This is a genomic window from Comamonas sp. SY3 (assembly GCF_041730275.1).
GTDB classification, from domain to species: Bacteria; Pseudomonadota; Gammaproteobacteria; order Burkholderiales; family Burkholderiaceae_C; genus Comamonas; species Comamonas sediminis.
On the sequence record NZ_JBGTYN010000002.1, the window covers coordinates 150,346 to 171,197 of the forward strand.

A 20,852-nucleotide genomic window follows, 5' to 3' on the forward strand; every position below is an offset into this window, starting at 1 on the left:
AAGAACAACATGCAAGAAATGACGATGTCTTTCAACGCCAAACCCGGCCAGGCGCCCCTGGGCCGGGGCCTGCGCCGCTCGCTGGCACCGCTGCGCTTGGCACTGCTCACGCCGCTGGCTGCGGCCCTGCTGCTGGCCGGTTGCGCTACGGCGCTGCCACCGGCGGTGCAAAACGCTGGCGTGCCGGTGCCCGCCGCCTTCAGCACGCCGCAGGACCAAGCCTCCTGGACCACGGCCGCCCCGGCCGAGGCCCAGCCCCGTGGCGCCTGGTGGCTCGCTTTTGGCGATGCCGAGCTGACCCGCCTGGTTGAGCGCGCGGCCGATGCCAATACCGATGTGCAGACGGCGGCCGCCCGCCTGGCAGAGGCACGGGCGCTGCTGCGCTCGGCCGATGCCCAGCGCATGCCGCAAGTAGGCGTAGGCGGCGGCGCGGCGCGCCAGGCCGGTGCCAACACCAGCAACGGGGTCCAGCCCGCGACCTTGGTGACAGCCGGGCTCAACCTGTCCTACGAGGTCGATCTGTTTGGCCGCCTGTCGCAGGCCAGCCAGGCCGCGCAACTGGATGCCGAGGCGCGTGCCGCCTTGCTGCAAAGCACGCGTCTGATGGTGCAGTCCGATGTGGCGCAGACCTATCTGCAACTGCGCGCGCTGCAAACCGAGCAGCAGTTGGTGCAGCAAAGCCTGTCCGCCTACCGCGACACCTTGCGCCTGATCCAGCGGCGCTTTGACGCCGGCGATGCCGCCGAGCTGGACGTGGTGCGCATGCAAAGCGAGGTCTCCGCCACCGAATCCGAGGCCCTCGCCTTGGAACGCCAGCAAGCCACACTGAGCAATGCGCTGGCGGTGCTGGTGGGTGAGGTGGCCACCGGCTTTGTGCTGCCTGCTGCGCAGGGTGAAGTGCGCCTGCCGGTGATCCCGGCTGGCGTGCCAGGCACCGTGCTGGCCCGCCGGCCCGATGTGTCTGCCGCGCAAGCCAGCGTGCTGGCCGCCCAGGCCCGCGTGGGCGTCGCGCAGGCGGCCTGGTTCCCGGCCATTACCTTGACCGGCAATGGCGGCTTTGCCTCGCCCGACCTGGGCGACCTGTTCAAATGGTCGGCCCGCTCCTGGGGCCTGGGTGCGCTGCTGTCGCTGCCACTGTTTGACGGCGGCCAGCGCGAAGCGCAGGAAGAGGGCGCCAAGGCCCGGCTGGAAGCGGCAGTGGCCGCCCAGCGCGGCCAGGTGCTGGGCGCCTTCCGCGAAGTGGAAGACCAGCTGAGCAGCCTGCGCCTGCTGCAAGGCCAGGCCACCGTGCTGGGCCAGGCCGTGCAGTCGGCCGAGCGGGCCACCCACCTCTCCGATGTGCGCTACCGCAACGGCCTGGTCAGCCAGCTGGAGCTGCTGGACGCCCGCCGCAACGAACTGCGCAACCGCCGCCAGGCGCTGCAGGTACGCACCGCCCAGTACACCGCCACCATTGCGCTGATTCGTGCACTGGGCGGCAGTTGGGAGAGCGCGCCGGTGGCGGCCCATGCAGAGGTCAAAGCAGCAGGTTAAGTGAAGGCACCGCAGGCTCAATCAGGCGCGGTTGACAGCCGCGCCTGAACCCTGTGGTGCAAATCGCACGACTCGGATCCTGATGTGTGCTGCGGAATCAATGGACCTGTTCCGATTTTTCCAAACGCAGTCCAAAACCGGGTTACAATAGATGCTTAGTCGGAGCGTAGCGCAGCCTGGTAGCGCATCTGCTTTGGGAGCAGAGGGTCGTGAGTTCGAATCCCACCGCTCCGACCATTATTTAAAAGCCTGTCGCATGTGAGTGCGACAGGCTTTTTCATATCCGGCGCCGTGAAGACAGGCCCCAGGATTGCTGCTTGGCAACAACGCTGGGCAGCGGCCACGGTACAGATGTGGCACGATAGCGCAGCCTCCGTGTTTGATCTATGCCCACCCAGTTTCACCCTGTCACCTACGCCCAGTCAGAGCCCCGCGCGCCGCGCGATCGCTGGGACCGCCTGGATGCATTGCGGGGGCTGGCGATGGTCTGGATGACGGCCTTCCACTTCTGCTTTGATCTGAGCTACCTGCAGCTGTGGCGCCAGGATTTCTACCGCAACCCTGTCTGGACCTGGCAGCGCACCGCCATCGTCAGCCTGTTCCTGTTGTGCGCTGGTTTGGCGCAAGCGGCTGCCCACAGCAAGCAAACCAGTGCTGCGCGGTTCTGCCGGCGCTGGCTGCAGGTTGCAGGATGCGCGCTGCTGGTCAGCGCGGGCTCCTACCTGGTGTTTCCCAACAGCTACATCTACTTTGGCGTGCTGCATGGCATGGCGGTGATGCTGCTGCTGTTGCGGCTGATGCAGGGCTGGAGTAACCGCCTGCTGTTTTCCATCACGGTGCTCTGCCTGATTGCGCCAGGCGTCTACCCATATTTTGCGAGCGGCTTGCCCGCGTCGTTGGTAGAACTCCTCAACGCCAAGGCCTTCAGCCCCTTGGGTCTGGTAACGCGCAAGCCTGCCACTGAGGATTTTGTGCCGCTCCTGCCTTGGTTGGGCATCATGCTGCTGGGCTTTCAGATCGGCCGCCACCAAATCGCCAAGTCAGGCGCCTGGCTGCCTGGGTATTTGGCCCGGCCTGCGCAAAACGCGCTGTGTCGCAGCCTCGCCTGGCTGGGCCGCCACAGCCTGTCTTACTACATGCTGCACCAGCTGGTACTGATGGGTGGGCTGATGCTGCTGGTATTGCTGCTGCCTACGGCGCTGGACTGATCTGGGTCAGCACCGGGCAGCTGACTCAGTCGCTTTGCGGTTCGTCCAGCAGGCGCGCAGCCTTGTTCGCCAGCGGTGCCTCGGCGCGGAAATAACCCAGCACCGTCGCCGCACTCTGGTGGCCGGTCATCGCCATTGTGTCGGCCAAGGCCATGTTCTGCCGGCCGGCTTCGGTCACGAAGCCCGAGCGCAGCGAGTGCGCAGAAAAATCCCCCTCCATCCCCGCCAGCGCACAGCGCTCCTTGACGATGTTGTTGACCGACAGCGCGCTCAAAGCGGCATCGCCTACCTGGCCATTCTTGAACACACGCCGAAATATCGCACCCTCGCGGATGCCCGAGACCTCCAGCCACTGGGACAGTGCCGCACCGGCCACACCCACCACGGGCTTGAAGTTCTCTGGCCGGGCTGAGCCGCTCTGGTTGGTTTTGGACAGGCGCAGGTCGTAGAGGTACTGGCCCGGGCCCATGGGTTGCAGCCACTCCATGCGCGCATCTGCCACCTCGGATCTCCGGCGCCCACCGCTGGCCCAGGCAAAGAGCAGCAAGGCGCGGTCGCGCCGGCCTTTCAAGCTGTCATCGCAGGTGGCCAACAGCTGCTCCAGCAGGGGGCGGGTGAGGGCCGCCTTTTTTTGCTCCAGCATGCCCCGGCGCGCATAGGCCTTGCGCAGGTGCGACAGCGCCTCGCGCACCTCTGTGCTGTGGCAGGGATTGGGCAGGGCCTGGTGGCTGTGCGCCTTGGAGAGCACGGCAATCCGGTGCACCACGGTCGAATGCGCCAATGAACCCAGCCTTCCCTTGAAGCCTTGCTGCACCAGCTGCGCATCCAGCGCAGGCGGCAGGCCGGACTGCGCGCCTTGCGCGGTCAGGTGCTCGCCATGGTCCGCCACAAACTGCAGCACCACATTGGCCGACAAGGGCAGGGCGATGGCCTGGCCATAGCGCAACCAGTACCAGGCGGCCCAGTAGCGCAGCGCGCTTTGGTAGCTGCTGGTGGTGTTTTCAGACGCGGCCTCGAGCCGCAGTGCACGCAGCGCATCCTCGGCCGACGCCGACAACAGCTCCGGTTGCAACGGGGCGGTGCCGGGAGACGCGGCAGGCAGCAAATCCGGATCCAGAGGGGCCGAAAGTGGAATGTAAGACTTCATATTGATTAAATATTACATGCTATGTATGATATATTACACACAACAAGCAGATTACTTGCGATAACAATCTCTTATCGATAGTAATCGGAAAAAGGGCTCAAAGATGGAAATTTCCCGTGCCACGCGCAGCGTGCAAAAAGAAGATGTCTGGCAAGCGGCCGATGCGCTGTTGCTGGAGGGCAAGAGGCCCACGATTGAGCGGGTGCGTCAGAAGATTGGCCGGGGCTCGCCCAATACCGTGAGCCCCATGCTGGAAGCCTGGTTTGCCACCTTGGGCCCGCGCCTGGGCGCTGGAGGCGGGGGCAACGCACTGGCCGGCAACCCAGATGGCGCCACTGCCAACGGCTTGCCGCCCGCACTGGTGCAGGCGCTGCAGCAAGTGTGGGAGCAGGTGCAAGCGCAAGCGACCCAAGCGGCCGATGCGCTGCTGGAGCCCGTGCGCGAGGATCTGCAGGCGCAGCAACAAGCCTTGGAAGACGCCCAGCAAGCGCTGGAACAAGAGCGCGCCCTGATGGCCCAGCAGCGTGCCACCACCGAGCAGGCGCTGGCGGTGGCCCATGCGCAGATCAAGATGCAAAGCGGGCGCCTGGCCGACCTGGAGCAGGCCGGCCGGCAAAAAGACCAGTTCGCCGCCACCCAGCAGCAGCGCCTGCAGGCGCTGGAGCAGGAGCTGTTTGCCAACCGCAAGGCCCGTGATGAGGCGGACATGGCCCATGCCGAGCAACTGCGCGAGCTGCAGCACAGCGCCCAGCTGCAGCAGCACCGGGCGCTGCAGGACCTGGACCGTGCACGCCAGGACACCAAGCAGGCCATGGCCGCCCAACGCGCCGAGCAGGAAAAGCTCGCCAAGATGGAAGCGCAGTGGCAGCAGGACAAGCAAGCGCTGCAGCAACAACGCGAGCAGCAAGCCCTACAACTGCAGCAGGCACAAACCGAGGCGCAGCAATGGCAGCACCGCCTGCAGACCGCAGAAGCGGCGCATGCGCAGGCACTGGCGCTACAGGCCCAGCGGCATGAGAGCGAATTGGCCCAGTTCAAGCTGGAATGGGCGCAAAGCGCGGGCAGGGGAGGGGATACTGGCGCCGCTGCCGAGCTTGCGGCAGGCAGCAGCCGCCGCCCAATGCGCAGCGCGCAACCTGTGGCGCGGCCTTTGCGCAAGCTGCCCGGTTCGCGCCTGCGGGGCAAGAACTAGCGGGTCAGCGCTGCGCGGGCAGCCGCAGGCTTGATCAAGCCGTGCTGGCTAGCGGCGATGCGTCCACCGCATCTGCGCCCGGCACCGCATCACCCCGCGCCAGGGCATCGGCAATGGTATTTTTGTGGCGCGGCACCCAGCGCACTTCCAGTTGCGCAAAGCTGGCACGCAGCGCGCGGGCCTGTTCATACAGTGCCGCCAGGCGGGCAATCGGTTTGGCGGCGGGTTCTGCCATTTGCGCGGCCAAAATGCTGCTGTCAGTATGCAGCACCACTTCGCGGGCGCCCATGCCTTGCAGCCAGGTGAGGGCATGGATTGCCGCTACGGCCTCGGCCTCGTTGTTGCAGCCGCTATGGCCCAGCGCCTGGCTAAAGGAATGGCTGGTCCCATCGGGCGCATAGGCGATGCCGCCGATGCGCATGCGCCCGGGGTTGGGCAGGGCGCTGCCGTCGATATAGGCGATCCAGGTGGCTGATGACATGCCGACAGCATAAGGGCGCGGTCAATCCTGCTTCAGTGAACCGGGCATCGAACCTGCGATGCCGCAGCGCCAAGTGATGAAGGTCTGCCGTTGCACGAAACCCGTTCGCTGTAGCGCCTGCGATACAGCCGGAATCGGTGACCCAGAGAGGCTGGCATGTGTCATCCAAGCTTCGTCTGGCTGCCATGCCGTTGTCATAAAGGATTCAGATACTCTCCCGATCCCATTAACCCGGCGAGAGAGTAAGCAATGACGCATTGGAAGAAGCTGGTGGCTGCAGCCGCCGCCATGGTGGCCGCAGGCCTGGTGCATGCCCAGAAAACGGAACTGACGGTCTACACGGCGCTAGAGATGGACCAGCTCAAGGCCTACGAGACGGCCTTCAACAAGAACCACCCCGATATCGCGCTGAAATGGGTGCGTGATTCCACCGGCGTCATCACCGCCAAGCTGCTGGCAGAAAAAGCCAACCCTAAGGCCGACGTGATCATGGGTGTGGCCGCATCGAGCCTGGCCATCTTCGACAAGAACGACATGCTCCAGGCCTACGCGCCCAAGGGCCTGGAGGCGATCACCGCCAAGTACCGCGACAGCAAGAACCCACCCCACTGGGTCGGTATGGATGTGTTCGGCGCCACCATCTGCTTCAACACGGTGGAAGCGAAGAAGCGCAACATCCCCATGCCCACCAGCTGGCAAGACCTGACCAAGCCCGAGTTCAAGGGCCAGGTGGTGATGCCCAACCCTGCATCCAGCGGTACCGGCTACTTTGACGTAGCCGCCTGGCTGCAGCTGTTTGGCGACGACAACGGCAACGGCGGCGGCTGGAAGTACATGGATGCGCTGCACGAGAACATTGCGCAATACACCCACTCGGGCTCCAAGCCCTGCAACATGGCTGCCCAAGGCGAGTATGTTGCCGGCATCTCGTTCGAGTACCGCGCGCACGCCAACAAGGCCAAGGGCGCACCGATCGAACTGGTGTTCCCCAAGGAAGGCCTGGGCTGGGACCTGGAAGGCATCAGCATCTACAAGGGCACCAAGCACGCCGACGCCGCACAGAAGCTGGTGGACTGGGCCGTGAGCAAGGAAGCCATGGAGCTGTACGGCAAGAACTTCGCCGTCACCGCCATGCCCGGTGTGGCCCCCAAGCTGGCCAATATCCCTGCCGACTATGAGTCGCGCCTGATTCCCCTGGACTTCTCCAAGATGGCCGACAGCCGTGAGCGCGTGCTGGCCGAGTGGACCAAGCGTTACGACGCCAAGAGCGAGGCCAAGAAGTGAGTGACAGGGAGACAGCGCGTTTGCCAGCAGCGCAGGGCCAGGCTGCGCAGCCCGCAGCCGTGCGCGATACCTCGTATGCATTCGAGTCCGCCGAGCCGGGCTTGCGCAAGGGCGACGAAGAGGGCGGCGCGCCCTTTTTGGAGATCCGCCATCTGCACAAGTCCTACGGCAGCTTTACCGCGTTGCGGTCGATCCACCTGCAGATTCGGCGTGGCGAGCTGGTGTGTTTTCTGGGGCCTTCGGGCTGCGGCAAGACCACCTTGCTGCGCGCGATTGCCGGGCTGGAGGCCCAGACCAGCGGTGAGATCTGGCAGGACGGCAAGAACATCTCGGCCTTGCCCGCCGCGCAGCGGGACTATGGGATCGTCTTTCAGTCGTATGCGCTGTTTCCCAATCTGACGGTGGCCGACAACGTCGCCTATGGCCTGGTCAGCCAGCGCCAACCCAAGGCCCTGGTGGCCCAGAAGGTGCAAAGCCTGCTGGATACCGTCGGTCTGTCGGTCAGTGGCGGCAAGTACCCGGCCCAGTTGTCGGGTGGCCAACAGCAGCGCGTGGCTCTGGCCCGTGCGCTGGCCATGTCGCCCGGGCTGCTGCTGCTCGATGAGCCGCTGTCGGCCCTGGATGCGACCGTGCGCGTGCACCTGCGCAACGAGATCCGTGCGCTGCAGCAGCGCCTGTATGTCACCACTATCATGGTCACGCACGACCAGGAAGAGGCGATGGCCATGGCCGACCGCGTGGTGGTGATGAACCATGGTGTGGTCGAGCAGGTGGGCACGCCCCGCGATATCTACCAACGCCCCGCCACCCCGTTTGTGGCGGAATTCATCGGCAAGGCCAACAAGCTGCAGGCGCTGGCCGCCGGCAATGGCGGCATCACGCTGGCGGGCCACAAGCTGTACTGCCCGCAGGCGCCGCGCCTGGCCCCAGGCCAAAGCCTGCATGTCTATCTGCGGCCCGAAGACTGCAGCGTGCATGACTGTACCGCCATGCCTCCTGTTGCCAGCGCGCCCGCGCCCAATGGCTCGCCGGTGCTGACGGGCGTGGTGGAGCAGCTGGAGTTTCTCGGTGCGGTCTGCATTGTCCACGTGGATGTGCAGCGCCTGCCCGAGCGCCATGTGCAGCTGCAGCTGAGCCCTGCGCAATGCCTGCAGCTCGATATCCAGCCGGGCCGCTGGTTGCAGTTCTCCATCCATGCGCAGCAGTTGAAGATTTTTGCCCAGGCCGCCTGAGCGCTTCCCCGGCCCCGGCAAGCGCCGGGGCCGGGGCCGCTTGCGGCCATGCCCCAGGCCCTGGGGACTTACGACACCACTATGACCTCATCCGTTTCAGCGCCCGCAGCGCTTTCTCGCCACACCGGCCTGCGCGCAGCGCCCACTGACCGAATCGCGCAACTGGCGCTGGTTGCCATCACGGCGCTGCTGTTGATGGGGCTGCTGGCGCCACTGGCTGCCTTGCTGGGCCAGGCCTTTGCGCCCACCTCGGGCGAAGAGGGCTCGGCCTTCATGCGCTTTGTCCGCTATTTCCAGTCGCCCGCGCTGCTGGGCAGTCTCTGGAACAGCCTCTGGGTTTCGCTGGTGGTCACTGCCGTGGTCATCCCGCTGGCCTTTGGCTTTGCCTATGCCATCACCCGCTCGGGCATCCGCGCCAAGGGCTTGCTGCGCAGCATCAGCCTGCTGCCATTGCTGGCACCCTCGCTGCTGTCGGCCATCTCGCTGATCTACTGGTTTGGCAACCAGGGTGTGCTCAAGTCCGTCCTCAATGGCCTGGGTTTTGACACCATCTACGGCGCGCCCGGCATTGTGCTGGCCCAGTGCTTTGCGACCTTTCCGCATGCGCTGATGATTCTGATCACCGCACTTGCGCTGGGTGACCAGCGCCTGTATGAGGCCGCCACTGCGCTCGGGGCCAGCCGCACGCGCCAGTTCCTGACCGTCACCTTGCCGGCAGCGCGCTATGGCGTGGTCTCTGCGGCATTGGTGGTGTTTACCTTGGTGATCACCGATTTCGGCATCCCGAAGGTGATCGGCGGCAACTTCAACATGCTCGCCACCGATGTGTTCAAGCTGGTGATCGGCCAGCAGGATTTCCAGCGTGGCGCCGTCGTGGCCTTGCTGCTGTTGCTGCCTGCCGTCATCACCTATGCGATCGACCGCCATGTGCAGAAAAAGCAGACCGCTGTGTTGACCGCGCGCGCCGTAGTGCTGCAGCCGAGCCGCCATGCCGCGACCGACCGCTTCTGCAGCCTGCTGTGCTGGGCGCTGGCTGCATTGATGCTGGCCATGTTCGGCATGGCCATCTTTGCCTCGCTGGTCCAATTCTGGCCCTACCAGTTGGGCCTGACCTTGAGCCACTACACCAGCGGCCTGGTCGATGCCGGTGTGGACACCGCCGTGTTCAACAGCCTGACCATGGCCGCCAGCGCTGCCGTGGCGGGACCCATCGTGGTCTTCATGGGCGCCTACCTGCTGGAAAAAACCAAGGGCATGCCCGCGCTGCGCCCCGTGCTGCGCATGCTGGCCATGCTGCCGATGGCCGTGCCCGGCCTGGTGCTGGGCCTGGGCTACATCTTCTTTTTCAACGCCCCGGGCAACCCGCTGAACTTTCTGTACCAGACCATGCCGCTGATGGTGCTGTGCACGGTGATGCACTACTACACCACCGGCCATATGACCCTGGTGACGGCGCTCAAGTCCATTGACGGCGAGTTTGAATCGGTCAGCGCATCGCTCAAGGTGCCTTTCTACCGCACCCTGTGGAAGGTGACCGTGCCGATGTGCCTGCCGGCCCTGCTGGAGGTGTCGCGCTACTTCTTCGTGGCCGCGATGACCACGATCTCGGCCGTCGTCTTCCTCTACTCGCCGGAGACCCGCCTGGGCGCCGTTGCCATCCTGAACCTGGATGAAGCCGGCGACATGGCCGCCGCCGCTGCGATGGCCGTGATGATCGCCGCGATCAGCTGCGTGGTGACCGTGCTCTACCAGGCACTCGGCTGGTGGTTGAACAAGCGCACGCAGGCATGGCGGCAGCGTTGATCGCGATGATGGACAAGATGATTTGAGAACCAGGAAAGACAGGAATGACGGTAGGAAGCACAAGTTTTGATGTGATCGTGGTAGGCGCTGGCATTGTTGGCCTGGCCCATGCCTATGAAGCGGCACGCCGGGGCCTCAAGGTCTGCGTGGTGGACCGGGATGCCGCCTGCGTGAGCGCCTCGATCCGCAATTTCGGCTTTGTGACGGTGACCGGCCAGGGGGCAGGGGACACCTGGCGACGCGCCCGCCATGCGCGTGACGTCTGGGCCGAGCTTGCACCGAAGGCCGGAATTACAGTGCAGCACCAGGGCCTGAACCTGGTGGCCACGCGCGACAAGGCACTGGATGTGCTGCAGGCCTTTATGCAGACCGAGATGGCCCAGAGCGTGAACTGCGCGCTGTGGACAGCCGAAGAGGCCGCCCGCCATGCGCCGGAGCTGCGGCTGGAGCAGGCCAAGGCCGTGTTGCACAGCCCCATTGACCTGCGGGTGGAATCACGCGACGCGATTGCCCAGCTGACCCAATGGCTGGCCGAGCAGATGCAGGTGACTTTCCGGTTTGGCGAGGCGGTGTTGGAAGTAGCCACGCCCAAGGTGGTCACGGCCAAGGGGCAGCTGCATGCCGAGCGTGTGGTGGTCTGCACCAATGCCGATATCCATGGCCTTTACAGCGCGCTGTTTGCCAAGCACCAGGTGCAGCTGTGCCAGCTGCAGATGCTGCGCGTACAGCCAGCTGCCAATTTGCGCCTGAACGCATCGGTGATGGGGGACCTGAGCCTGGTGCGCTACCACGGCTACAGCAAATTGCCCGAGGCGCGCGCGTTGCTGGAGCAACTGCAGCAGGAAGAGGGCGAGAGCCTTGCCCAGGGCATCCACCTGATCGTCGTGCAGAGCGCCGACGGCAGCCTGGTGGTGGGCGATTCGCACCACTATGGCGCCTCCGTCAAGCCCTTTGCGCAGGACGATGTCGATGCGCTGATGCTGCGCCACATGCGCGAGGCCTTGAACATCGGCGATTACCGCGTGACCGAGCGCTGGGTCGGCATCTACCCATCGGCCCCGCAGACGGACTGCTTTATCGAGGCGCCGGACGCTGCCACCCGCGTGGCGATCGTCACCAGCGGCACGGGGGCCAGCACCGGTTTTGGCGTGGCCCATGACACCTTTGCCCATTGGTAAAGGCAGGCACGCATTCCTGAAAGATCCATCTTCTATATAGACATACCCCCATGCACCTGACCAACGGCCGTGCCATGGGGCGGAGGACACCATGACGAACTTTCACAACCCCCAACGCGTACAAGCCGTTGTTTTTGACTGGGCCGGCACGATTGTCGACTTTGGCTCACGCGCCCCGATGGGCGCCTTTGTGCAGCTGTTCAGGGATTTCGGGATCGAGATCAGCATTGCCCAGGCCCGGGGCCCGATGGGGTCGGCCAAATGGGACCATATTGCAGCGCTCTGCCAACTGCCCGAGGTGGCAGCGCAGTGGGAAAAACGCCATGGCAAGCCGGTCGCCAACAGTGATATCGACCATCTCTACGAGGTGTTCACGCCGATGAACGCCCGCGTAGTGGGTGACTTTGCCGGCTTCATCCCCGGTGCGCTCGAAGTGGTCAACCGGCTGCGGCTCGATGGCATCAAGATTGGCAGCACCACGGGCTACAACCGCCCGATCATGGATGTGCTCGAACCCATCGCCGCCCGCGCCGGCTATGCGCCGGACAACATCGTCTGCGCCGGCGATCTGGCTGCAGGCCGCCCCAGCCCCTTGATGATGTACCGCTGCTTTGCCGACCTGGGCATCTGGCCAGCCTCGACCGTGGTCAAGGTAGACGACACCGGCGTCGGCATTGCCGAAGGCCTGAACGCCGGTTGCTGGACGGTCGGTGTGGCAGTCAGCGGCAACGCCAATGGCCTGTCCTTGCCCGAATGGCAGGCGCTGAGCGCGGACGAGCAAGCCGAGAAACGCAGCACCGCCAGCGAACAGCTGCGCAGCGCCGGCGCCCATTATGTTATCGACAGCGTGGCCGACCTGCTGCCGGTGATCGGGCAGATCAACCAGCACCTGCAGCGCCAGGAGCTGCCCGTCCAGGCAGCTTCTTGATGCCGTAGCGCAATAGAACGAGCAGGGCTCTGCGCACTAAAAAGCCGCTGCAGGCATCGACCCGCAACGGCTTTTTGACGGTGGTGAGAGCCGAGGTTTACTTGGCCTTGTAGGTATCGCCCAGCACCACACCTTCACGGCGTGGATCGGCGCCACCGCTCAGGCGTGTTTCGCCAGCCGCATTGGCGGTACGGATAACGGTGCCCACACCGCTGGATTGCGCATTGACCGACACAGTGTGGCCCATGGCGCGCAGTGCCAGCACCAGCGGATCGTTGTCACCGCTGTTGGTGGCATTGATGTTGGGGTGCTCACCACCGAGGTTGGTGGTGCGGCTGTTGGAGGCGCCAAAGTTCACCAGGTTGGTGGCTTGCTGCGCATCCAGGCCCCAGTCCAGCGCGCCGACCAGGGTTTTGGTCACGAACTGGATGATCGTGGCACCGCCGGGCGAGCCCGTGGCCATCTTGAACGCGCCGGGTTGGCCGTCAGCCGTGGCGTCAAACACCAGCGTAGGCGCCATCGAGCTGCGAGGGCGCTTGCCCGCTTCTACCTTGTTGGCGATCGGCAGACCATCGGCCGACACCGGAGCCGCGGAGAAATCGGTCAGCTGGTTGTTCAGGATAAAGCCCTGGGTCATGTGGTAGGAGCCCATGCCCGCTTCCACCGTCGTGGTCATGCTCACCACATTGCCCTTGCCATCGACGATGGTCATGTGCGTGGTGCCGGCTTCGGTCACCTTGCCCACGCCCAGACGGGTGTTGCCAAACTGGCCGGCGCTGGCAGTGCCCATGCTCTGCGTGGGCGAGATCAGCGCGGCGCGCGACTTCAGGTAGCTCTTGTCCAGCAAGGTGCTGTACAGCGGGCCGGGCAGGGGGGTGAAGTCGGTGTCGGCCACATACATGTCGCGGTCGGCATAGGCCATGCGCTCGGCTTCGCTCACCAGGTGCACGCCCATGGCAGTCGGCTTGCCGCCTTCCAGATCCAGCGCAGTGGGCTTGTGGGGGGCCAGGTCAAAGTTCTCCAGCACGCCCATGGCCTGCGCCACGGCAATACCACCGGACGAGGGCGGTGGCATGCCGCAGATCACGTACTTGGCGCGGTAGGTGGTGCAGACTGCATCACGCTTTTTGGCCTGGTAACCCGCCAGGTCGGCCATCGTGGTCACGCCGGGGGTGATGGGTGCGCCAGTCGTCACGTTTTGGGTCACGGCGATCTTGTCGACAATGCCTTGCGCCACCGATCCGGTGTAGAAAGCATCGGCACCGCCAGTCGCCATCTTCGTCAACGTTGCGGCATAGGCAGGGTTCTTGAAGGTTTCACCCAGGCCCTTGGTCGAGCCGTCGGCGTTGAAATAAATGGCCAGCGCATCGGCATCCGCCTGCAGCGCGGTCTTGGCGCCGGCCAGCGCATCGGACATGCGGCCGCTGATCTTGAAGCCATTGGTGGCCAGGTCGATACCGGGCTGGATCAGGTCCTTCCAGGGCTTGGCACCATGGTCCTTGTGGGCCAGGTCGAGCATGCGCACAGCGCCGGGCGTGCCGATGGAGCGGCCGCTGGCACGGGCGCTGGGCAGCGGCGTGGTCTGGGTGCCACTGTCGATATAGCGCAGGTAATCGGGCGTCGCGGCCGCAGGTGCGGTTTCGCGGCCGTCATAAGCCGTCACCTTTTTGGTGGCTGCATCGTAGTACAGCATGAAGGCGCCACCGCCAATACCGCTGGACTGGGGTTCCACCAGACCTAGCACCATCTGCACGGCCACCGCAGCATCCACCGCAGAGCCGCCAGACTTCAGCACTTCACAACCGGCCTTGGATGCCAGAGGGTTGGCCGTCACCACCATGTACTTGTGGCCTTCGACCACTTTCTTGCCGGTACGGTAGCCCGAAGCCAGTTCGGGGAACGAAGGATCGCCAGGCAGACCGGAGCCCACGACCACCGAACCATCCGATGTGCCAGCCTCGCAGGCCGTGCTCACCAGATCGTCCTGGTCGTTATGGCTGGAGCCACCGCAAGCGGTCATCGTCAGCGCGACGATGGCGGCCAGCGCGGCCATGCTGTAGCGCGCCGGCACGGCACCCAGCGATTTTTCGTTTTTCATATAACTATTCCTTGGATCAAATGACAGGAAATTGTCTTAGTAAAACGAATCATCGAGAGGCTGGATAAGCCGTGGTTAACCCTCGATTTGGCAACAAAGTGACTGCCTTGCCAAGTGGCAGGGCAGGTTTGAGGTTCTCTGCTCGGCGAGAGGTACAAGCCAGGTAGAAATGTGACTTAACATAATATACATCGTATCAATTCAAAAACCGGGCTTGCGTGGGCTGAAACGCCAGCGGTTGCCCCGCCAATCGCTAGCGCTAATTTTCCCAGCGACCTCGACAAGATCGCTCCTTTCTTCGATCCCTCAAGCTCATCTAGCTGTGCCTTTGCTAGAAACTTAAGAGCATCAAGACCAGCAAGCTCGGCCAGCGCAGCAATGTCGTGCGGCTGGGCTTTTCTTTTTCCGGACTTCCATCCGAACACATGCTGAGTCGGAATTTCAAGCTCGCTAGCAATCTTGCTGACTGATCCAAGTCGTTTTGAACCCATGTCAATAAGGGTTACCACTAACGGATGATCGTACATAGGGCTACACCAAATTTGGTTTAGAGTTGCACCAACTTTGATGCACCTTTTTTGGTGCAATCAATTTTGGTAAGTAACGGACTTATACCACAGGGGGCAAGCATGGCGATCAAGGCAGTTGGAGGGCATCAAAGCGCAGCGGACCATACATGGCCCGCGCAAGCCTTTTACAACCGCCAGACTTGGCTATCTCTGATTGAACCTCTCATGCTGGCTGCAGCAAATGCAGCCTGTCAAAAAGCCGTGCGCGGCGCGGCCAAAGGGGCCCCGCTTGCGGGGAAAAAGCCGCTCCGCGCTGGCTTTGCAAGGGCGTCGGTTCGCAAACCCTCCCCGATGGTAATCACGGGGAGATACTAAAAATGAGCGCAGTGCCAAAGTCATCGCTGGTCCTGGATGGCAACGCCATCAAGCTCCGCCTGGAAGCTGAACGGGCAAGCACCGGTAACGTCGTCCATGTCGATTGGCTGCGATTTACCGTCATCCGTCGCAACGCTCCAGCGGTTCGCCTTGATGACCTGTTCCCGCCCAAAGGGTCGATGGTCGAATGCTGGTCCAACGATCTGGAATTCGAAGTCCGTCGGCGTCGCCTGATGCGCATCTTGCAAGAGATGCCAGACCCAGACTTCGCAGCATCTGCCCAGGCCAAGGCCCTGGCAGAAGACGTGTGCGACGCGCTCGGCCCTGATTTTGTGATTGAGCCAGAGCTTAAAAAAGGCTTTGACTTCTACCGTTTCCGCTGGTCGATCACCCGCAATAGCAAAGAAGTCGCCTGGGTCGGTTTCCTCTCGTCCAGCGAGTCACCACGGCAGCAAAAGCAAAGCGAAACGATCCACGCCAATATCACCGGCGCAGGCTGCACCTTCGCTGCACCTGGCTACCGCGATCGCTTCGCCAGTCTCATTGACTCGACCGAAGCCAAGATTACTCGTTGCGACCTGGCGCTAGACCTGTTCCAAGGCATCGCCGGTGGCATGGATCGCGTGCTGAAAGACTACCTTGATGGCCTGATGAACGTGCGAGGCCACCAGCCGGCCTACGCCAATAACGGCGACTGGGCAAACAGCTTCGGCCGCAGTGTCTATATCGGCAGCAAGGAAGCCGGTAAGCAGACCAATATCTACGAAAAAGGTCACCAGCTCTACGGCAAGGAAGCGCCCTCCCCATGGGTTCGCATTGAGCTTCGGTACGGCAACAAGTTGCGTGTGCTGCCCTCCGACATGCTGCGCCGTCCTGATGACTTCTTCAAGGGCGCAAGCGACTGGCACAACGCCATCTACAACGAATATTTTGAGACGCAGCACGCCGTTCCCGAAGGTGTTCCGGTCATGCAGCCCGCTGCTGTCGAAACCGTCAAAGCCGAAGTGGCCCGGGCCATAACTTGGTTCCGTCGCGTTGCTGGCCCTACTGCCTCCCTGCTCTATCAGCACCTTGGCTTCGAACAGATGTTTGAGCTGCTGAACGACAAGCGACTGCCAGGCCGTCTGCAGCACTTCACCCAGCAGGACGTCGTGACGACGGTCCAGCAGGCGTATTCCCACGTAACAGGCGCTGGAGCTTCGGGCCGTCCAGCAGTTGCCCTGTGTTAAGGCCCATTTCGGAGTTTTAGAGTATGAAAGTTCAGATGCAAGCCGTGTGCACCGGCATCAAGACCAGCAAGGGTGAATTTGAAGGCCGTCCCTTCGATAGCACCACGTTTCAACTCGCCGTTGACCTGGGCCAGACCAGTAGCGGCGAAAGCATCGGCCAAGTGACTCGCCCATTCAAGTTGGGCACCTCGGCCGAGTTCGAAAAGTGGCGTCAATTCAAGGATTCGTGGCCTCAAGGCGGCGTATTGTGCGACTGCGATTTTGACATCACTGCAGGCGCTGGCAACGACTCCAAGCTGGTGCTGCTGGGCATCAAGCCAGCAGGCAAAAAGGCGGCCTAAGCATGGCTCGGTTCATCGTCCAAAGCCGCACGACTGGCCGCTTCTTGTGCCCTACCGGCGACGGTGGCGTGGAGTGGGTTCGCTCTCTTCGCGAAGCTGGTGGTGGAGTCATCACCGATGAAGAAATGGCGCTGCAGCTGGTCGTGGATCACGCTGATTTGGACGAAGAACCGACCATCGTTGACCTCGACCTTTTGGGCACTGCAGGGGACTACTGATGCCTTACCAAACCTATACAGGTCTCTTTCTTCAGGTGCTTGACCCGATCGTTGCTCTGGGCTGCTGCTTTCTTCTGTTTAGCTTCTTTTTTGGTCTGTACGTCTGGGTCTACGACGTGTTTAGGCGGCCATATGCGCATCGCTCTATTGACCTTGAGCCGCTGCCGCTTCTTGTAATTGCAGGTGTCTATTTTTATTGGAGGTTGCATGGCTGAATTGCACTGCGATAACTGCGGCGCTGACTTCGAAGCTGACGAGAGCGCTGAAGAGACGCCAGAGGCCCTGGAATGCCCTGAATGCGGCTCTGACGATATCGCCGGGGGCGACTGATGGCGAACTACTTCGTATGCCTCGCCGACCAGCTGCCCTGCCCTGATCAAAGCCAGGTGCTTGTAACTGAGATCGGTGTAGAGGATTTCGGCGCAATCGGCATCACGCCGGGAACTGTCGGGATGGCTTTCACCTTAGGTTTCGGCATGGTGTTCTCGATTGCGGTGATGGGCCTAGTCGTGGGCTGGCTCGTTCGCGTTATCCGCGGCATCTGAGATTTCAGCGCAGAGCCTTTGCGGCTCTCCGGTGCAATCTCGCACCTTTTCAACTCTCTTTTTTTGAAGGAAAAACGTCATGAAGACCAAACTGCAAAACCTGGCCGCCCTGGCTGCTCACCAATACGCCCGCCTGGGTGTGGCCGCTGGTACCGCCATGATGGCTGTCAGCTCGCATGCTGCTGGCGTGGACGATCTGTTCGATGAAATCGACCTCGCTGGTATCTCTGCCAAGGTGCTGGCACTGGGCCTGATCATCGTGGGCATTTCCTTGGTCATCAAGGGCCCTGCCATCGTCAAGCGCATCGTCGCCAAGATCTAAAGCAGCACCATGCTTTTGATCGCCCTCATTGTGTCAATCCATGCCCTGTTTGCGTTGATTGGCGCAATGGGGGCGGCTTGCTTTTTCATGCTTGCAAAGGGTTAAAGATGAAAAGTCAAAATCCTATCAGGCATTTGCTCCAGTTGTTGATTGCTATTCTTTGTCTAATCAGCTTTTCGGCATTCGCCGAATTTGATGCAAAACAGGGCTGGCAAAATAATGAGGAATATGGCGGAGTATTTTCATCGCCAGATGAAGCCTGCAAGGCTCTTGATAAGAAGCCGGTATATATTGGATTTGGCTGGAAGTTTCAAGCTCACAATATTACCGCCGATCGCGCGGATTGCCGCATCATAGGAGGTGCTGAGTTTGCAGCTAACGTGTATAAAACACCGGGCTTAGTTTGCCCTCCTGATTCTGTTAAATCAGGCTCTAAGTGCATTTGCAATACCGACCATGCAGAGCGAATTGTTGATGGCGTATACCAATGCGTACCGCAAATCGAGTCTGATTGCTCCACTAATGGCATGATCTGGAATTCCACTTTAACTACTGATCGGTCTGGGCGTGCGCGAGGTCCTTATGGCAAATTTGCTGATGGCGCTATTGCTTGCTTTGGTACTCCATCGGGACCAAATGGCTCCGGCAAAGGTTGCAAGCACATGTTTACAGGTGATCTTGGTTTTAAAGATGCTGATGGAATAGAGTGGACAAATGGCTTTAGCTGGGCATTTACGGAAAAAGATTTAAAAGACCCTCGTCTTAAAGGCGAGCTTTCTTGCGATCTCACAGACAATCCACTTCCCGATGATGAGCCCGCTGTAAAGCCCAATGACAAGGAATGCAAGGATGGATATAAAGGCGAGGTAAATGGCAAAGATGTTTGCATTGAAGCTTGGACAGGGGAAACACAAGGTGTTGATTTTGGCCTCACCAAAGGCCCAGACGGAACCGTAACGGAAACCAAGAACAATATTAATTGTAAGGGCGATCAATGCACGGTTACTGAAACCAATACCGTAAAGGATTCAAATGGCGATATTATCAAAACCACCACAAATACTGTTAATAATGTAAATAGGCAGACCTATTGCGCTAAGAATCCAGAGAGCTCAGTGTGTGGTCGCAAAGAAGACCAGTCCGGTGCTACAAAGGGTCAAGGCGGCAAAGGTGGCGGCGGTGGTGGTGACAGCGGTGATCTTGATGACAAATACACCGAAATTGGTGCTCCAAAGCTCTATGACAAAAAGTATGAGAGCGGTATCAAGGGTGTCTGGGAAAAGCACGCCGACGGCCTTAAAAACTCATCTATCGGTGGCCTCGCTGGCAAGCTCTTTCCGAACTACGGTGATGGCGGCTCTGCGCCCTCTTACATCATCGATTTGAACCTGGGCGGCAAGCTAAACCTGGGCTCGTACGACCTTAATTTCGATCCTCGCGTCTGGATCGCTCTTAAGGCATTCACCATCCTTTGTGCCCTCGCGGTCGCAAGGCGTCTTGTCTTCGGAGGTTGATCCATGGCAGCAATTCTCAAAACACTGCAGGCTATCTGGAAGTGGTTCGGTGACCTGGCTGGCGAGCAGTTCCAAAAGCTTTGGGACCTGCTGACTGACGTCGTCTGCTGGGCTCTCGATGGCATCCTCGGCCTTGTCGTGTCGGCAGTCAGTGCGGTAGACCTCTCTGGCCTCGACAGCTACTCAAACAGCGTCGGAGAAGTGCCAGCTGAAATTCTCAACGTCATGCAAATGGCCGGGCTGGGCACTGCCTCGCAGATCATCATTGCGGCCATCGGCATACGCCTGGTGCTGCAGCTGATCCCCTTCACAAGGCTTGGCTCATGATCAACGGATTGGAGGGCATTCCGGGCTCTGGCAAGAGCTATGAGGGGGTGGTGTTTCACGTCCTAGAGGCGCTTAAGCAGGGCCGCCTGGTTATCACAAACCTGCCGCTCAACATCGACATGTTTGCGGCCCTCGATCCTGGCTATCGCGATCTCATTGAGCTTCGCACCCGGCCTGCAAAACAGCTTGGCGATTGGGATGCAACTGATATCGCAGAGCGCCCTGCTTTTCAACTGTGGACCGACAAAGAACCTGTAGACCCGCCTGTTAGCGTGTTCACCTTTGGCACTGTCTGGGATTTCTACAGCACCTGGCGCGGCCCAAAGGGACAAGGCCCGCTCTACGTCATTGACGAATGCCACGTGTCATTCCCAAAAACGGGCACCCCTGATAGCGTTGTGCAGTGGTTCAAACTGCACCGGCATTTCAATGCCGATGTTCTGCTGATGACGCAAAGCTTTCGCGATATCAATCAGCCCATCGCGCAGCTCATCGCCACGCTGATCAAGGTGCGCAAGGCCGATATTTTGGGCAAGGCGGATCACTACATTCGCAAGGTGCACGCGGGCTATCGCGGCGCGGAAATTCAGCGCAATGAGCGCAAGTATGAGCCGCAGTATTTCGGCCTGTACCGCAGCAATACGCAAAGCGGCGGCAGTGCAGAAGCTGGCGTGCAGGACGTTAAGCCCTTCATCGTTTACTTCACGCGTTTCAAGTGGATATGGCTCCTGATCTGCCTGGTTGTTGCCGTCTGGGCCTTCTGGCCGCAGGAAGGGCGAACGGTGTTTGGCACTTCAACGCCAGGTAAAGCAGGAATGATGCGCAAGTCTGCATTTGAGGCGCAAAAGGGCTCAAACGCATTCATCGTGCCGCCCTCCTCTGCCCCTTCCAGGCCAGCGCAAGGGGCCTCTACGCCACCGCCACAGGCCGCAGAACCCAAGCCGGTGACCATGGACCCATTGTTTGGAAAAATGCTGCATATGACCGGCCAGATAGGCAAGGCAGGAACGGAGATTTGGACATTCGTGGTATCTGCTGAAAGCCGCAGGCTGTTTGACCTCACTAGCGTCGATCTTGAGGGCGCTGGCTACACAGTTAAGGTCACCGGCACCTGTATGGCCTTCGTCACGTACAAGGATGTGATCCGGCCCGTCACCTGCGATGCGCCCTATCTTGGCGGCTCGATCAACAAGCCTGTCGTGATCGACACTGCATCAGGCCGGCGCTCTGATCGCAACGATGAACCTTCATCAGTCGGCGGTGCTACGCGCGAAGCCATGGGCTGGGAAGAACGCATGCAGGCCCGCAACTCTGAGGTGAAGTCGATTTTTCCTACTACTCGTCGCTAAGCCCTGCCGCTTCTTTTTGCGGACAAACAGGGGCCCCAG

At 61.4% G+C, this 20,852-nt stretch carries 22 protein-coding genes and 1 tRNA gene; 19 read left to right on the plus strand and 4 right to left on the minus strand.

The window, feature by feature from the left end:
* Positions 1–24: 24 nt before the first annotated feature.
* From ACCQ08_RS03700 to ACCQ08_RS03710, 3 genes are all read left to right on the plus strand, one after another.
* Positions 25–1,533 carry an efflux transporter outer membrane subunit gene (locus tag ACCQ08_RS03700; RefSeq protein ID WP_373448931.1) on the plus strand — a complete coding sequence of 503 codons (1,509 nt, stop codon included), beginning with the start codon at positions 25–27 and terminating at the stop codon, positions 1,531–1,533.
* Positions 1,534–1,693: 160 nt separating this feature from the next.
* Positions 1,694–1,770, plus strand: a tRNA-Pro gene (locus ACCQ08_RS03705).
* Positions 1,771–1,919: 149 nt separating this feature from the next.
* The gene (locus tag ACCQ08_RS03710; RefSeq protein WP_373448932.1) at positions 1,920–2,741 is read left to right on the plus strand and encodes a heparan-alpha-glucosaminide N-acetyltransferase; all 822 of its coding nucleotides are present in this window, start codon (positions 1,920–1,922) and stop codon (positions 2,739–2,741) included.
* Positions 2,742–2,766: 25 nt separating this feature from the next.
* Here ACCQ08_RS03710 and ACCQ08_RS03715 read toward each other — a convergent pair whose 3' ends face one another.
* Positions 2,767–3,888, minus strand: coding sequence for a site-specific integrase (locus ACCQ08_RS03715; protein ID WP_373448933.1), 1,122 nt, complete (start codon positions 3,886–3,888; stop codon positions 2,767–2,769).
* 103 nt (positions 3,889–3,991) lie between these two features.
* On the opposite strand from ACCQ08_RS03715, the gene ACCQ08_RS03720 reads away from it, so the two are divergent.
* Positions 3,992–5,080: a DNA-binding protein gene (locus ACCQ08_RS03720; RefSeq protein ID WP_373448934.1), complete on the plus strand. Its 1,089-nt coding sequence runs from the start codon at positions 3,992–3,994 to the stop codon at positions 5,078–5,080.
* 34 nt (positions 5,081–5,114) lie between these two features.
* Here ACCQ08_RS03720 and ACCQ08_RS03725 read toward each other — a convergent pair whose 3' ends face one another.
* Positions 5,115–5,561, minus strand: a complete 447-nt coding sequence (locus ACCQ08_RS03725; protein WP_373448935.1) for a ribonuclease HI family protein — start codon at positions 5,559–5,561, stop codon at positions 5,115–5,117.
* A 249-nt stretch (positions 5,562–5,810) separates the two neighbouring features.
* Here ACCQ08_RS03725 and ACCQ08_RS03730 point away from each other — a divergent pair, with 249 nt between their 5' ends.
* The 5 genes from ACCQ08_RS03730 to phnX all read left to right on the plus strand — a co-directional run bounded on the left by ACCQ08_RS03730 (position 5,811) and on the right by phnX (position 11,986).
* On the plus strand, positions 5,811–6,845 hold the full coding sequence (locus ACCQ08_RS03730; RefSeq protein ID WP_239812006.1) for a putative 2-aminoethylphosphonate ABC transporter substrate-binding protein: 1,035 nt from the start codon (positions 5,811–5,813) through the stop codon (positions 6,843–6,845).
* A 101-nt stretch (positions 6,846–6,946) separates the two neighbouring features.
* Positions 6,947–8,077 (plus strand): putative 2-aminoethylphosphonate ABC transporter ATP-binding protein, encoded by a 1,131-nt coding sequence (locus ACCQ08_RS03735; protein ID WP_373449077.1) that lies wholly within the window; start codon positions 6,947–6,949, stop codon positions 8,075–8,077.
* 81 nt (positions 8,078–8,158) lie between these two features.
* Complete coding sequence (locus tag ACCQ08_RS03740) at positions 8,159–9,880, plus strand: putative 2-aminoethylphosphonate ABC transporter permease subunit (RefSeq protein WP_373448936.1); 1,722 nt, start codon at positions 8,159–8,161, stop codon at positions 9,878–9,880.
* 44 nt (positions 9,881–9,924) lie between these two features.
* Positions 9,925–11,058 (plus strand): TIGR03364 family FAD-dependent oxidoreductase, encoded by a 1,134-nt coding sequence (locus ACCQ08_RS03745; RefSeq protein WP_373448937.1) that lies wholly within the window; start codon positions 9,925–9,927, stop codon positions 11,056–11,058.
* A 91-nt stretch (positions 11,059–11,149) separates the two neighbouring features.
* Positions 11,150–11,986 carry a phosphonoacetaldehyde hydrolase gene (gene phnX, locus ACCQ08_RS03750; protein WP_373448938.1) on the plus strand — a complete coding sequence of 279 codons (837 nt, stop codon included), beginning with the start codon at positions 11,150–11,152 and terminating at the stop codon, positions 11,984–11,986.
* A gap of 97 nt (positions 11,987–12,083) precedes the next feature.
* Here phnX and ggt read toward each other — a convergent pair whose 3' ends face one another.
* Together ggt and ACCQ08_RS03760 are read right to left on the minus strand one after the other, a co-directional pair.
* Positions 12,084–14,084, minus strand: coding sequence for a gamma-glutamyltransferase (gene ggt, locus ACCQ08_RS03755; protein WP_373448939.1), 2,001 nt, complete (start codon positions 14,082–14,084; stop codon positions 12,084–12,086).
* A 176-nt stretch (positions 14,085–14,260) separates the two neighbouring features.
* Positions 14,261–14,611 (minus strand): hypothetical protein, encoded by a 351-nt coding sequence (locus tag ACCQ08_RS03760; RefSeq protein WP_239812011.1) that lies wholly within the window; start codon positions 14,609–14,611, stop codon positions 14,261–14,263.
* A gap of 359 nt (positions 14,612–14,970) precedes the next feature.
* Between ACCQ08_RS03760 and ACCQ08_RS03765 the strand changes: the two genes are divergently transcribed.
* From ACCQ08_RS03765 to ACCQ08_RS03810, 10 genes are all read left to right on the plus strand, one after another.
* Positions 14,971–16,197 carry a replication initiation factor domain-containing protein gene (locus ACCQ08_RS03765; RefSeq protein ID WP_239812012.1) on the plus strand — a complete coding sequence of 409 codons (1,227 nt, stop codon included), beginning with the start codon at positions 14,971–14,973 and terminating at the stop codon, positions 16,195–16,197.
* Positions 16,198–16,220: 23 nt separating this feature from the next.
* Positions 16,221–16,538, plus strand: a complete 318-nt coding sequence (locus ACCQ08_RS03770; protein WP_239812013.1) for a hypothetical protein — start codon at positions 16,221–16,223, stop codon at positions 16,536–16,538.
* Between the two features lie 2 nt (positions 16,539–16,540).
* Positions 16,541–16,756 (plus strand): hypothetical protein, encoded by a 216-nt coding sequence (locus tag ACCQ08_RS03775; protein WP_239812014.1) that lies wholly within the window; start codon positions 16,541–16,543, stop codon positions 16,754–16,756.
* On the plus strand, positions 16,756–16,971 hold the full coding sequence (locus ACCQ08_RS03780) for a hypothetical protein (protein ID WP_239812015.1): 216 nt from the start codon (positions 16,756–16,758) through the stop codon (positions 16,969–16,971). Before ACCQ08_RS03775 ends, ACCQ08_RS03780 begins: the two co-directional genes overlap by 1 nt.
* Positions 16,964–17,086, plus strand: coding sequence for a zinc ribbon domain-containing protein (locus ACCQ08_RS03785; protein WP_239812016.1), 123 nt, complete (start codon positions 16,964–16,966; stop codon positions 17,084–17,086). Before ACCQ08_RS03780 ends, ACCQ08_RS03785 begins: the two co-directional genes overlap by 8 nt.
* Positions 17,086–17,301 carry a hypothetical protein gene (locus ACCQ08_RS03790; protein WP_239812017.1) on the plus strand — a complete coding sequence of 72 codons (216 nt, stop codon included), beginning with the start codon at positions 17,086–17,088 and terminating at the stop codon, positions 17,299–17,301. Before ACCQ08_RS03785 ends, ACCQ08_RS03790 begins: the two co-directional genes overlap by 1 nt.
* A 79-nt stretch (positions 17,302–17,380) precedes the next feature.
* A complete protein-coding gene (locus ACCQ08_RS03795) occupies positions 17,381–17,623 on the plus strand; it encodes a hypothetical protein (RefSeq protein WP_239812018.1) in 243 nt (80 codons plus the stop codon).
* Positions 17,624–17,730: 107 nt separating this feature from the next.
* Positions 17,731–19,137 (plus strand): hypothetical protein, encoded by a 1,407-nt coding sequence (locus tag ACCQ08_RS03800; RefSeq protein WP_373448940.1) that lies wholly within the window; start codon positions 17,731–17,733, stop codon positions 19,135–19,137.
* A 3-nt stretch (positions 19,138–19,140) separates the two neighbouring features.
* The gene (locus ACCQ08_RS03805; protein ID WP_239812020.1) at positions 19,141–19,464 is read left to right on the plus strand and encodes a DUF2523 family protein; all 324 of its coding nucleotides are present in this window, start codon (positions 19,141–19,143) and stop codon (positions 19,462–19,464) included.
* On the plus strand, positions 19,461–20,813 hold the full coding sequence (locus ACCQ08_RS03810; protein ID WP_239812021.1) for a zonular occludens toxin domain-containing protein: 1,353 nt from the start codon (positions 19,461–19,463) through the stop codon (positions 20,811–20,813). The genes ACCQ08_RS03805 and ACCQ08_RS03810 overlap by 4 nt, the downstream gene beginning before the upstream one ends.
* The last annotated feature ends 39 nt before the right edge of the window (positions 20,814–20,852 follow it).

Bases quoted from the DNA above. Each gene is read 5' to 3' on its own strand.
- ACCQ08_RS03700 (WP_373448931.1), top strand. From the start codon at position 25: ATGTCTTTCAACGCCAAACCCGGCCAGGCGCCCCTGGGCCGGGGCCTG.
- ACCQ08_RS03710 (WP_373448932.1), top strand. From the start codon at position 1,920: ATGCCCACCCAGTTTCACCCTGTCACCTACGCCCAGTCAGAGCCCCGC.
- ACCQ08_RS03715 (WP_373448933.1), bottom strand. From the start codon at position 3,888: ATGAAGTCTTACATTCCACTTTCGGCCCCTCTGGATCCGGATTTGCTG.
- ACCQ08_RS03720 (WP_373448934.1), top strand. From the start codon at position 3,992: ATGGAAATTTCCCGTGCCACGCGCAGCGTGCAAAAAGAAGATGTCTGG.
- ACCQ08_RS03725 (WP_373448935.1), bottom strand. From the start codon at position 5,561: ATGTCATCAGCCACCTGGATCGCCTATATCGACGGCAGCGCCCTGCCC.
- ACCQ08_RS03730 (WP_239812006.1), top strand. From the start codon at position 5,811: ATGACGCATTGGAAGAAGCTGGTGGCTGCAGCCGCCGCCATGGTGGCC.
- ACCQ08_RS03740 (WP_373448936.1), top strand. From the start codon at position 8,159: ATGACCTCATCCGTTTCAGCGCCCGCAGCGCTTTCTCGCCACACCGGC.
- ACCQ08_RS03745 (WP_373448937.1), top strand. From the start codon at position 9,925: ATGACGGTAGGAAGCACAAGTTTTGATGTGATCGTGGTAGGCGCTGGC.
- phnX (WP_373448938.1), top strand. From the start codon at position 11,150: ATGACGAACTTTCACAACCCCCAACGCGTACAAGCCGTTGTTTTTGAC.
- ggt (WP_373448939.1), bottom strand. From the start codon at position 14,084: ATGAAAAACGAAAAATCGCTGGGTGCCGTGCCGGCGCGCTACAGCATG.
- ACCQ08_RS03760 (WP_239812011.1), bottom strand. From the start codon at position 14,611: ATGTACGATCATCCGTTAGTGGTAACCCTTATTGACATGGGTTCAAAA.
- ACCQ08_RS03765 (WP_239812012.1), top strand. From the start codon at position 14,971: ATGAGCGCAGTGCCAAAGTCATCGCTGGTCCTGGATGGCAACGCCATC.
- ACCQ08_RS03770 (WP_239812013.1), top strand. From the start codon at position 16,221: ATGAAAGTTCAGATGCAAGCCGTGTGCACCGGCATCAAGACCAGCAAG.
- ACCQ08_RS03775 (WP_239812014.1), top strand. From the start codon at position 16,541: ATGGCTCGGTTCATCGTCCAAAGCCGCACGACTGGCCGCTTCTTGTGC.
- ACCQ08_RS03780 (WP_239812015.1), top strand. From the start codon at position 16,756: ATGCCTTACCAAACCTATACAGGTCTCTTTCTTCAGGTGCTTGACCCG.
- ACCQ08_RS03785 (WP_239812016.1), top strand. From the start codon at position 16,964: ATGGCTGAATTGCACTGCGATAACTGCGGCGCTGACTTCGAAGCTGAC.
- ACCQ08_RS03790 (WP_239812017.1), top strand. From the start codon at position 17,086: ATGGCGAACTACTTCGTATGCCTCGCCGACCAGCTGCCCTGCCCTGAT.
- ACCQ08_RS03795 (WP_239812018.1), top strand. From the start codon at position 17,381: ATGAAGACCAAACTGCAAAACCTGGCCGCCCTGGCTGCTCACCAATAC.
- ACCQ08_RS03800 (WP_373448940.1), top strand. From the start codon at position 17,731: ATGAAAAGTCAAAATCCTATCAGGCATTTGCTCCAGTTGTTGATTGCT.
- ACCQ08_RS03805 (WP_239812020.1), top strand. From the start codon at position 19,141: ATGGCAGCAATTCTCAAAACACTGCAGGCTATCTGGAAGTGGTTCGGT.
- ACCQ08_RS03810 (WP_239812021.1), top strand. From the start codon at position 19,461: ATGATCAACGGATTGGAGGGCATTCCGGGCTCTGGCAAGAGCTATGAG.